9 protein-coding genes are annotated in these 11,129 nt (G+C 51.8%); 3 read left to right on the top strand and 6 right to left on the bottom strand.

Annotation, left to right across the window (positions count from 1 at the left end):
- Window positions 1-84: 84 nt before the first annotated feature.
- Window positions 85-594, top strand: a complete 510-nt coding sequence (yihI, locus tag FDX03_RS21460; RefSeq protein WP_249357144.1) for a Der GTPase-activating protein YihI — start codon at window positions 85-87, stop codon at window positions 592-594.
- A 188-nt stretch (window positions 595-782) separates the two neighbouring features.
- Window positions 783-2,156: an oxygen-independent coproporphyrinogen III oxidase gene (gene hemN, locus FDX03_RS21455; protein WP_071667077.1), complete on the top strand. Its 1,374-nt coding sequence runs from the start codon at window positions 783-785 to the stop codon at window positions 2,154-2,156.
- An 89-nt stretch (window positions 2,157-2,245) separates the two neighbouring features.
- Here the strand turns inward: hemN and FDX03_RS21450 are convergent, their stop codons facing one another.
- From FDX03_RS21450 to glnA, 4 genes are all read right to left on the bottom strand, one after another.
- Complete coding sequence (locus FDX03_RS21450; RefSeq protein WP_086523820.1) at window positions 2,246-2,356, bottom strand: YshB family small membrane protein; 111 nt, start codon at window positions 2,354-2,356, stop codon at window positions 2,246-2,248.
- Window positions 2,357-2,468: 112 nt separating this feature from the next.
- Window positions 2,469-3,878 carry a nitrogen regulation protein NR(I) gene (glnG, locus tag FDX03_RS21445; protein ID WP_101741990.1) on the bottom strand — a complete coding sequence of 470 codons (1,410 nt, stop codon included), beginning with the start codon at window positions 3,876-3,878 and terminating at the stop codon, window positions 2,469-2,471.
- Between the two features lie 10 nt (window positions 3,879-3,888).
- Window positions 3,889-4,938, bottom strand: a complete 1,050-nt coding sequence (gene glnL / locus FDX03_RS21440; protein WP_005121842.1) for a nitrogen regulation protein NR(II) — start codon at window positions 4,936-4,938, stop codon at window positions 3,889-3,891.
- Between the two features lie 299 nt (window positions 4,939-5,237).
- The gene (gene glnA / locus FDX03_RS21430; RefSeq protein ID WP_003028638.1) at window positions 5,238-6,647 is read right to left on the bottom strand and encodes a glutamate--ammonia ligase; all 1,410 of its coding nucleotides are present in this window, start codon (window positions 6,645-6,647) and stop codon (window positions 5,238-5,240) included.
- A gap of 379 nt (window positions 6,648-7,026) precedes the next feature.
- Between glnA and typA the strand changes: the two genes are divergently transcribed.
- The gene (gene typA, locus FDX03_RS21425) at window positions 7,027-8,850 is read left to right on the top strand and encodes a ribosome-dependent GTPase TypA (RefSeq protein WP_003028641.1); all 1,824 of its coding nucleotides are present in this window, start codon (window positions 7,027-7,029) and stop codon (window positions 8,848-8,850) included.
- A gap of 70 nt (window positions 8,851-8,920) precedes the next feature.
- Here the strand turns inward: typA and ompL are convergent, their stop codons facing one another.
- Both ompL and FDX03_RS21415 read right to left on the bottom strand, forming a co-directional pair.
- On the bottom strand, window positions 8,921-9,613 hold the full coding sequence (gene ompL / locus FDX03_RS21420; RefSeq protein WP_003028643.1) for a porin OmpL: 693 nt from the start codon (window positions 9,611-9,613) through the stop codon (window positions 8,921-8,923).
- A gap of 66 nt (window positions 9,614-9,679) precedes the next feature.
- A complete protein-coding gene (locus FDX03_RS21415; protein ID WP_115644178.1) occupies window positions 9,680-11,101 on the bottom strand; it encodes an MFS transporter in 1,422 nt (473 codons plus the stop codon).
- Window positions 11,102-11,129: the final 28 nt, after the last annotated feature.

The following is an 11,129-nucleotide window of genomic DNA, read 5'->3' as shown; positions in this document are numbered from 1 at the left end:
GATTACTCTGTCGCCTTTTTTCTTTATTTCTGCTAGATTCCGGCGCAATTATATACTGAATAAAACAGCCAAAGACGAATCATGATGAAACCAACTTCTACACCACGCGGTAAAGGTCCTGCAAAAGCGCGTCGTAAAACACGCGAAGAAATTAACCAGGAAGCTCGCGACCGTAAGCGCCAGAAAAAACACCGTGGTCATGCGGCGGGTAGCCGTGCGTCCGGTAGCGAAGGCGGTTCTGGTGGCGGAAACCAAAATAAGCAAAAAGATCCTCGTATTGGCAGCAAAAACCCCATTCCATTGGGCGTGACCGAAAAAGTCACCAAACAGCACAAACCGAAGAGTGAGAAACCTATGCTTTCACCACAGGCTGAGTTGGATTTACTGGAAACGGATGAGCGCCTGGATGCGCTGCTGGAGCGTCTTGAAGCAGGAGAAACCCTGAGCGTGGAAGATCAGGCCTGGGTTGATGCCAAGCTGGACCGCATCGATGAGCTGATGCAAAAGCTGGGTCTTTCTTACGATGACGAGGAAGAAGAGGAAGAGGAAGAAAAGCAGGAAGACATGATGCGCCTGCTGAAAGGCGGCAACTAACGATTTTACACCGTGGGTCTTCCCGTCCTGCTTATAACCCTTCCGGTTATATGTTATCTGGTGTGGTTATTCGTTAAACTACAGCGGTTGTCGCGGCGACAGAAGTGGCTGCGCAACCGGCTCATCACCCGCACTGGGGTTAAGCCGGTACGCCGTACCCGCCAGAGACGCCATCGGAAGGAGTGAGCATGTCAGAGCAGCTAATAGACTGGGACCTGGCCCTGATCCAGAAATATAACTATTCCGGGCCACGATATACCTCGTACCCGACCGCGCTGGAGTTTTCTGAAGACTACGGCACAGAAGCATTTCTAAAGGCCGTGGCGCGTTATCCTGAGCGTCCGCTCTCGCTATACGTTCACATCCCGTTCTGCCACAAGCTGTGTTATTTCTGCGGCTGTAACAAGGTCGTGACTCGCCAGCAGCATAAAGCCGATCAATACCTCGATGTCTTAGAACAAGAAATTATTCATCGCGCACCGCTGTTTGCCGGACGTCATGTCAGCCAACTGCACTGGGGCGGCGGCACGCCAACTTACTTAAATAAAGCGCAAATCAGCCGTTTGATGTCGCTGCTGCGTGGCAACTTTAACTTTAACGACGACGCCGAAATCTCGATCGAAGTGGATCCGCGTGAAATTGAGCTGGATGTGCTCGATCATTTACGCGCTGAAGGTTTTAACCGCCTGAGCATGGGGGTGCAGGACTTCAATAAAGAAGTTCAGCGCCTGGTGAACCGTGAGCAGGATGAGGAGTTTATCTTTGCGCTGCTGAATCATGCGCGTGAGATTGGCTTTACCTCAACGAATATCGATCTGATTTATGGTTTGCCAAAACAGACGCCGGAAAGTTTCGCCTTCACCCTGAAACGCGTTGCTGAGCTGAATCCAGACCGACTGAGCGTCTTCAACTACGCGCACCTGCCGACGCTGTTTGCCGCTCAGCGCAAGATTAAAGACGCTGACCTGCCCAGCGCGCAGCAGAAGCTGGATATCCTGCAGGAAACTATTTCTTCACTGACCGAAACCGGTTATCAGTTCATTGGTATGGATCACTTTGCTCGGCCGGATGATGAGCTGGCGATTGCTCAACGCAAGGGTGTGCTGCATCGTAATTTCCAGGGTTATACCACCCAGGGTGATACCGATCTGCTGGGAATGGGCGTGTCAGCCATTAGTATGATTGGTGACAACTACGCGCAGAACCAGAAAGAGCTGAAGCGCTATTATCAGCAGGTTGACGAGCAGGGGAACGCACTGTGGCGCGGAATTGCCCTGACCCGCGATGACTGCATTCGTCGTGATGTTATTAAGCTCCTGATCTGTAACTTCCGCCTCGACTATGCCGCTGTGGAACAGCAATGGGATCTGAACTTCGCTGACTATTTTGCCGAAGACCTGAAACTGCTGGCACCACTGGCGAAAGATGGGCTGGTGGATGTGGATGAGAAGGGGATTCAGGTTACGCCGAAGGGGCGCCTGTTGATCCGTAATATTTGTATGTGCTTTGATGCCTATCTGCGCCAGAAAGCGCGGATGCAGCAGTTCTCCCGCGTCATTTAACCGGGTTGCCCGGTGGCGCTACGCTTACCGGGCCTACACGTCGCGATAATCTGTAGGCCGGATAAGCGTTAGCGCCATCCGGCGCGCCTTCAGCTAAACAGCCCAACCAGCGCCGCACACAGCACTGCGGCAACCGCAGTTTGTGGCGTGTGGCTGTCGACTGAGCCGCTCGATAGCAGATTAATGATTGATTCCAGCATGATGACTTCCCCCCGTTTGCCGGGCACGATCATACTTAACTCATCGGAACAGTAAAGCGCAAAATAGCAGCAGTTTGCGCTCAATGATCAATCTTTACACAGTGACGAATCGTCACTCCATTCCGAGTTCTTTTAACTTACGCGTCAAGGTATTACGGCCCCAGCCAAGCAGGCGTGCGGCTTCCTGTTTGTGCCCCTGGGTATGACGTAGCGCGGTGGTCAACAGCGTGCGCTCCATCTCCGGTTGAGCCTCAGAAAGCAGGTTTTGATGACCGGAACGCAAGGCCCGGTCTGCCCACTGTGCCAACAGGGTTGCCCAGCTGTCCGGCTGCATGTGTGAAGGCGCATTGGGCACGCTGGCTTCAAACAGTTCGGCCGGTAAGTCCTGAATCAGCACTTCCTGCCCGGCGGCCATGACGGTTAACCAGCGGCAGGTGTTCTCAAGCTGACGCACGTTACCCGGCCAGGCCAGACGGGTCAGCGCCGCCTCGGTTTCCGGGTGTAATTGTTTGGCTTCAACGCCCAGTTCGCGCGCGGCCTCCTGCAGGAAATGACGTGCCAGACGGGGGATATCTTCCCGACGTTCACGCAGCGGCGGCAGATGCACGCGGATGACGTTCAGACGATGGAATAAGTCTTCGCGGAATTTGCCTTCCTGTACGCGCAGTTCCAGATTCTGGTGCGTGGCGGCGATGATACGTACGTCCACCTTCACGGGCGCATAGCCGCCAACGCGATAAAATTGCCCGTCGGCTAATACGCGCAGTAAACGCGTTTGCACGTCCAGCGGCATATCACCTATTTCATCGAGAAATAGCGTACCGCCGTCAGCCTGTTCAAAGCGCCCCTGGCGAATCGTATTTGCCCCGGTAAACGCCCCTTTTTCATGGCCAAACAGCTCAGACTCGATCAAATCTTTCGGAATAGCCGCCATGTTCAGCGCGATAAAGGGCGCTTTGACCCGCGGGCTATGACGATGCAACGCATGGGCGACCAGCTCTTTACCGGTCCCGGACTCTCCGTTAATCAATACGCTGATTGACGACCGGGATAGTCGGCCAATTATGCGAAAGACATCCTGCATTGCCGGCGCTTCGCCGATGATGTCAGTTGTTGGGCCGTTGATCTGAATATTGCGCGGCTGCTGCTGTTCCTGATAATGGCTGATGGCACGTTCGACCAGCGCCACGGCTTCATCGATATCAAAAGGTTTGGGCAGATAATCAAACGCCCCTTGCTGGTAGGCGCTGACGGCAGCATCCAGATCGGAGTGTGCGGTCATTATGATGACCGGAAGCATTGGATGCCGCGCTTTGATCTGTTTTAACAGCGTCAGACCGTCCATGCCCGGCATGCGAATATCCGACAACAGTACGTCAGGCGTTTTGCTGGCCAGCGCGTCCAGCACCTCTTTACCACTTTCAAATGTGGTACAGCTTAGTCCTGCCCCTGCGAGCGCACGTTCAAGCACCCAACGGATGGAACTATCGTCATCAACGACCCAGACTATTCCTCGTTGCATAAACGTCACCTTATTTCCTGATAGGCAGGTAAACCGAGAACTCGGTATGACCCGGCCAACTGGTAAATTCAATTTTGCCGGAATGTTGATCAATTAAATTGCGGGCGATGGATAATCCAAGCCCGGTGCCCCCTTCGCGACCGCTGACCATTGGGTAGAACAGCGTGTCCTGCAAATGCGAGGGAATACCCGGACCGTTGTCCTCAACATCAATCCGTGCCGCCAGGCGATAACGTACGCCGTGCAGCGTGAGCTGAAACGCGGTGCGGGTACGCAGAATGATCTCACCGCCTTCCGGTCCCAACGCCTGTAAAGCATTGCGCACGATGTTTAACAGAACCTGCTCGATCTGGTCCGGATCGTGCAGTAATTCGGGCAGACTCGGGTCGTAATCACGAATCAGCGTGACGTTTTCCGGGAGCTCCATTGAGACCAGCGCCACCACGCGCTCCGCCACCTTGTGAATACTTTCCGTGACATGCATGCCAGGCTGTTGTGGTCCCAGCAGACGGTCGACCAGATTACGCAGGCGGTCGGCCTGCTCAATAATGACTTTGGTATATTCGGTCAGCGCCGGGTCCGGAAGCGCTTTGCTGAGTAGCTGCGCTGCGCCGCGTAATCCACCTAAAGGGTTCTTGATTTCGTGCGCCAGACCGCGCACCAGATCGCGGGCGGCAATCTGCTGGGCGTGCTGGAGCTGCTCCTGACTCAGACGGCGCTGGTTATCCATTGGCGCCATCTCCAGCAGGATAAGGCCATCAGGCAGCCTCTGAGCGGTCACTGAGAGGATATGTGAGTGGCTGTCTATCACCAGCGTCACTTCGTTATCCGTAAAGCCCTGGCCTGCTTCCAGGCTCTCTCGCATCAGTCCGATGTTTAAGGAGAAATAACTCAACAGATCGGGAAGCGGTGTACCAAACAGTTTGCGGGAGCTTTGGGCGAGCAGCTGCTGTGCCGCCGGGTTGGCGTAATGTACCGCCAGCTCATCGTCGACGAGTAAGATGCTGTTGATTAAAGAATTGAGGATCTGCCCAGCATCGGGCAGCGTGCCGGTTGCCATTCAGCAGTCTCCTGAAAAGTGTTGCACCAATTTAGTGCATTATAGCTTTTTACATCAAAAAAGCGCGAGAAAGCAGGTTGTTAGTGGAGAAAAAAGCCCATCCTGGGATGGGCTAAAAGTTCCACGGCAACTAAAACCTTCGTCTTTCTCCCGACAGCTGTGTTGGCTGCTTTCGCTCACCCCAGTCACTTACTTATGTAAGCTCCCGGGGATTCACTCAATTGCTGCCTTGCTGTAGCAAGAAATCCATTGGTTATTACATCCTCTGCACGTTTTTATGTGAGAGTGTAAAAGTTAAATTAAACGCTGTAGTACAGCTCAAACTCTACCGGGTGCGGAGTCATACGCACACGGTCATCTTCTTCGCGACGCAGCGTAATGTACGCATCGATCGCTTCATTGGTGAACACGCCGCCTGCAGTCAGGAACTCACGGTCCAGATCCAGTTCTTTCAGTGCTTCTTCCAGAGAACCAGCAACCTGTGGGATCTCTTTCGCTTCTTCCGGCGGCAGGTCATACAGGTTTTTGTCCATCGCTTCGCCTGGGTGGATCTTGTTCTTGATACCGTCAAGACCAGCCATCAGCAGCGCTGCGAAGCACAGGTACGGGTTAGCAGCCGGGTCCGGGAAACGCACTTCAATACGACGCGCTTTCGGAGAAGCAACTACCGGAATACGGATAGAAGCAGAACGGTTACGGGCAGAGTAAGCCAGCATTACCGGCGCTTCGTAGCCTGGGACCAGACGCTTGTAGGAGTTGGTGGTCGGGTTAGCCAGGGCATTGATCGCTTTAGCGTGTTTGATTACGCCGCCGATGTAGAACAGCGCCTGCTCAGACAGACCCGCATATTTGTCGCCAGAGAACAGGTTTACGCCGTTCTTGGACAGGGACATGTGGCAGTGCATACCGGAACCGTTATCACCGAACATCGGTTTTGGCATAAAGGTCGCGGTTTTACCGAAACGGTGCGCAACGTTGTGCACAACGTATTTGTAGATCTGAATTTCGTCCGCTTTTTTGGTCATGGTGTTAAAGCGGGTCGCGATTTCGTTCTGGCCAGCGGTCGCCACTTCGTGGTGATGCGCTTCAACAACCAGACCCATTTCTTCCATGATCAGACACATGGTAGAACGGATGTCCTGAGAAGAATCTACCGGAGGAACCGGGAAGTAACCGCCTTTCACGCCAGGACGGTGACCTTTGTTACCACCTTCGTATTTGGTGGAGGAGTTCCATGCGCCTTCGATGTCATCGATAGCCACGTGAGAACCGGAGATAGATGCGCCGAAGCGGATGTCGTCAAACAGGAAGAACTCTGGCTCTGGCCCGAACAGAACGGTGTCTGCGATGCCGGTAGAACGCAGATACTCTTCAGCGCGTTTTGCGATGGAGCGCGGGTCGCGGTCATAGCCCTGCAGCGTACCGGGTTCCAGGATATCGCAACGGATGATCAGGGTAGACTCTTCATAGAACGGGTCGATGAGTGCAGTAGACGCATCTGGCATCAGAACCATGTCTGATTCGTTAATGCCTTTCCAGCCACCGATCGAGGAGCCGTCAAACATTTTGCCTTCTTCAAAGAATTCGGCATTTACCTGATGAGCAGGAATAGTGACGTGCTGTTCTTTACCTTTGGTATCAGTGAAGCGTAAATCAACAAACTTCACTTCGTGTTCGTTCAGCATCGTCAAAACGTGTTCAGCGGACATACTTACTCTCCCGGATTGGTCATGGTCGTCGTGGTAACGAAGTCTTCAATTCTGCAAAAATTGGCCGTGTCGCCGTAAAAAATATAAAGCGAAATCTGTGCCAACTTTTAAATTGCCCCTAAAAGGCGTTATCATGCGCACTATCGTGCAAAGGGGCTGCACCATGAAGGTTGTATTGCACCATTATAGTGCTTTAATGTGAACATTAAGCACCATATTGGTGCAAAGCATGTCAGATTACCCCTTTTAACGCTCCGTGAATGTGATCACAAAGAAACTCTGCAATACTTGTTTGCGGAGGATGTTTGTGATCCTGTTTTGTACTGCGATTAATCCGTGTACAATAACGCGCTATTTCTAAAATGCCTGAGGCAAAGTTGTGATCGAAAATTTGCGTAACATCGCCATCATCGCGCACGTAGACCATGGTAAAACGACCCTGGTAGACAAGCTGCTCCAACAATCCGGTACGTTCGATGCACGTGCTGAAACCCAAGAGCGCGTGATGGACTCCAACGATTTGGAGAAAGAGCGTGGGATTACCATCCTCGCTAAAAACACCGCTATCAAATGGAATGACTACCGTATCAACATCGTTGATACCCCGGGGCACGCCGACTTCGGTGGTGAAGTTGAACGTGTAATGTCCATGGTCGACTCCGTGCTGCTGGTGGTGGATGCAATGGATGGTCCGATGCCGCAGACGCGCTTCGTGACCAAAAAAGCCTTTGCCCATGGCCTGAAGCCAATTGTTGTTATCAACAAAGTTGACCGTCCTGGCGCGCGTCCTGACTGGGTTGTTGATCAGGTATTCGACCTGTTCGTTAACCTCGACGCTACCGACGAACAACTGGACTTCCCGATCGTTTACGCTTCCGCGCTGAACGGTATCGCAGGTCTGGATCACGAAGATATGGCTGAAGACATGACTCCGCTGTACCAGACCATCGTTGATCGTGTACCGGCTCCGAACGTAGACCTTGATGGCCCGCTGCAGATGCAAATCTCTCAGCTGGACTACAACAACTACGTTGGCGTAATCGGCATCGGCCGCATTAAACGCGGTAAAGTTAAACCGAACCAGCAGATCACTATCATTGATAGCGAAGGCAAAACCCGTAACGGTAAAGTCGGTAAAGTTCTGACTCATCTGGGTCTGGAACGTATCGAGAGCGATATTGCCGAAGCAGGCGATATCATCGCGATCACCGGTCTGGGCGAACTGAACATCTCCGACACCATCTGCGATCCGCAGAACGTCGAAGCGCTGCCGGCTCTGTCCGTTGATGAACCGACCGTAACCATGTTCTTCTGCGTAAACACCTCTCCGTTCTGTGGTAAAGAAGGTAAATATGTTACCTCTCGTCAGATCCTTGACCGCCTGAACAAAGAGCTGGTGCACAACGTTGCGCTGCGCGTTGAAGAAACCGAAGATGCGGATGCGTTCCGTGTATCCGGCCGTGGTGAGCTGCACCTGTCTGTTCTGATTGAAAACATGCGTCGTGAAGGTTTCGAAATGGCGGTTTCCCGTCCGAAAGTTATCTTCCGCGAAATCGATGGCCGTAAACAAGAGCCGTTCGAAAACGTAACGCTGGACGTCGAAGAGCAGCATCAGGGTTCTGTCATGCAGGCTCTGGGTGAGCGTAAAGGCGACCTGAAAAACATGAATCCAGATGGCAAAGGCCGCGTACGTCTTGACTACGTGATCCCAAGCCGTGGTCTGATCGGCTTCCGTTCAGAATTCATGACCATGACTTCCGGTACCGGTCTGCTGTACTCCACCTTCAGCCACTACGACGACGTTCGTGCGGGTGATGTGGGTCAGCGTCAGAACGGCGTACTGATCTCCAACGGCCAGGGTAAAGCAGTTGCGTTCGCACTGTTCAGCCTGCAGGACCGCGGTAAGCTGTTCCTGGGTCACGGTGCTGAAGTTTACGAAGGCCAGATCATCGGTATTCACAGCCGCTCTAACGACCTGACTGTAAACTGCCTGACCGGTAAGAAACTGACCAACATGCGTGCGTCCGGTACTGACGAAGCAACGGTTCTGGTTCCGCCGGTTAAGATGACTCTGGAGCAGGCTCTGGAATTCATCGATGACGACGAACTGGTAGAAGTTACTCCAACCTCTATCCGTATTCGTAAGCGTCACCTGACTGAAAACGATCGTCGCCGTGCAATGCGTGGCGCGAAAGAAGAGTAATTAACGCTCTTTCTCAGGTAAGCATAAAAAAGCCGCTGATTATCAGCGGCTTTTTTTATCATCAGCAGCATCAGAAGAAATACTTTGCCCCAACACGAATCTGGTTTTGTTCGCGATGATAGGGCTCAACATTGCGATCTAACCAGCGTAATTCCAGGTAGGGCAACCAGTGTTCATTGATCCGATATTTAAAGGTATTGGTAATTTCCCAGTGATGATCTTTTCCGTTGCTGCTATTGAAGTCATTAACTCGCATAAAATAGTGCGGTTCAAAGGTATAGGAAAATTTATCGGTAATGGCAAAGTTCCAGTAGTTACCTATTTCATAGGTATCATTATTATCCAGGTCACCGTTCAGGTCGGTTGAACTGTAGTTATTATGGTTATATCGATTACGCACGGTAAGATTAAACCATGGTGTAAATTTATAGTTAACATCCAGATAAACAGCACCGCCAGAACCAATACTCTTATCGTTTATTAGCCCGCCAGGTTGGATTGTTAATTTATCTGTCGGTTTAAATAACGGATACCAGCCCTCTATTTCGTTATAGCCGTGTTTTAGCTCATCCTTGCGTTGCATCGTGTAGGTGTTGGTGAGCATGATGCCCGCACCCATATCAGAGTTATAGCCGACGCGCATCATGACCTCTATTTGATCGGACGCCAGGTTATATGCTTCGCGGTTTTCTACATAGGCTCCAGCGAAAGCAGAGGTTGATACCACAGAGGATAAGAAAATTATTGTCGTTAATTTTTTCATGATAAATCCATTTTTTAAGCGTAGGGAGGCCGCCATCCCTTGAGATGGAATAGGCGGCTATTATTTTTATACGTTTACAGCAGAGGTATTCTTTTTATTGGTAACCGGGTCTGGTTGGATGTTGTTTTTCTTCCGTTGGCTGATTTCCTCAATAATAAAAGCAAAACGTGTTTCGTTGAGTTTATAAAAGAAGCCCATTGTGAGTGCTGCAATAATTGCAAGTCCGCAAGGCCAGAGAAAAATGAGTTGACGCAAACCAAGCAAGGTTGCATCGCTCTGGGCTATGTTGGGGATATAACCGATTTGCGTCAGCATAATACCCGGCAGGAAGCCTGCGAGCGCCGCGGAAATTTTGCGCGAAAAGGTATAACCCGTATACACCGAGCCTTCCGCACGGATCCCCGTCTTCCATTCGCCATAATCGACCGTATCCGGAACCAGCGCCCAGTTCAGGCTGTTAACAAAAGCGGTTCCGAAGAAGGCCATGCAAGAAAACATCACGAATAAAAATGACGTGCTGCCCCAGAAAAAGTTCAGCACATCGCCGATTGCCCATAGCGCCAGACCGCCAAGGTAAACCTGCTTTTTACCAAAACGTTTTACGGCTGCGGGCACCAGCAGTACCCCAAGCAGAATGCACCCCATGCTGAAGAAACCCATCCACGACAGCAGATGTATATCGTTGAGCACGTACTGGGTGTAATACACCTGAATCGCCAGCTTGATGTTGAATGCCGCCAGCGTGCACAGGTTGGCGACACACAGCACCAGCAGCGGAGGGTTACGGAAAATGGCGCAAAACGACTTGAGAATACTGGGCTTATGATGGTCCGGCACGATTTCGATATAGCGTTCCTTCACACCGCTAAAGCACCACCACATACTGAACAATCCGCAGACGGAGAAGATCAGTGCGGCAATCAGATACCCCAGCGAAGGCGAACTGACAAATAGCGCCTGAATCGGCATAAAGCCAACGGTACACAGTAACAGGCCTACGGTAGCGCCGCCCTGACGCCAGGCGGCGAGCTGAGCGCGTTCATGTGGATTTTTAGTAATTGCAGGCACCATCGCGCCGTAGGAACAGTTCATCAGGCTATAGAACAGGCCGAACAGCATGAACAACACCGTTGCCAGCCCCGTTTTCACCGTTAGCGTAAAGCCTGTCGCTAAAAACTGCGCGCTGGCGACGACGGCGACAGGAAATGACGCATACAAAATAAAGGGTCTGAATTTCCCCTTTGCGCCAATATTACGCCTTGAGTCCAGCAACACGCCGGTCAGAATATCGGTGAAGGCGGTGAAGAACTTCGCTACTAAAAAGATAATCCCACCGTACCAGGCCGGCATCCCTAGTTCATCGGTATAAAATTTAAGCAGATACAGCGTGCCGATACACAGCATCAAATTTGAGCCGAAGTCACCCACTCCGTAGGCGAATTTTTCACGCAGGCTCAGTTTTAGCGTTAGCGGATCATGAAAAGACATAATCGCTCCTCAATAGCGCCCCGTAGAG

This window comes from Citrobacter sp. wls827, assembly GCF_005280875.1.
In the GTDB taxonomy this organism is placed as follows: Bacteria; Pseudomonadota; Gammaproteobacteria; order Enterobacterales; family Enterobacteriaceae; genus Citrobacter; species Citrobacter youngae.
The sequence above is the reverse complement of the archived record's forward strand: the minus strand, read 5'-3'. Positions and strand labels throughout refer to the sequence as shown.

Excerpts from the sequence above, each read along its gene's own strand:
- yihI (WP_249357144.1), top strand. The coding sequence starts at position 85 with ATGAAACCAACTTCTACACCACGCGGTAAAGGTCCTGCAAAAGCGCGT.
- hemN (WP_071667077.1), top strand. The coding sequence starts at position 783 with ATGTCAGAGCAGCTAATAGACTGGGACCTGGCCCTGATCCAGAAATAT.
- FDX03_RS21450 (WP_086523820.1), bottom strand. The coding sequence starts at position 2,356 with ATGCTGGAATCAATCATTAATCTGCTATCGAGCGGCTCAGTCGACAGC.
- glnG (WP_101741990.1), bottom strand. The coding sequence starts at position 3,878 with ATGCAACGAGGAATAGTCTGGGTCGTTGATGACGATAGTTCCATCCGT.
- glnL (WP_005121842.1), bottom strand. The coding sequence starts at position 4,938 with ATGGCAACCGGCACGCTGCCCGATGCTGGGCAGATCCTCAATTCTTTA.
- glnA (WP_003028638.1), bottom strand. The coding sequence starts at position 6,647 with ATGTCCGCTGAACACGTTTTGACGATGCTGAACGAACACGAAGTGAAG.
- ompL (WP_003028643.1), bottom strand. The coding sequence starts at position 9,613 with ATGAAAAAATTAACGACAATAATTTTCTTATCCTCTGTGGTATCAACC.
- FDX03_RS21415 (WP_115644178.1), bottom strand. The coding sequence starts at position 11,101 with ATGTCTTTTCATGATCCGCTAACGCTAAAACTGAGCCTGCGTGAAAAA.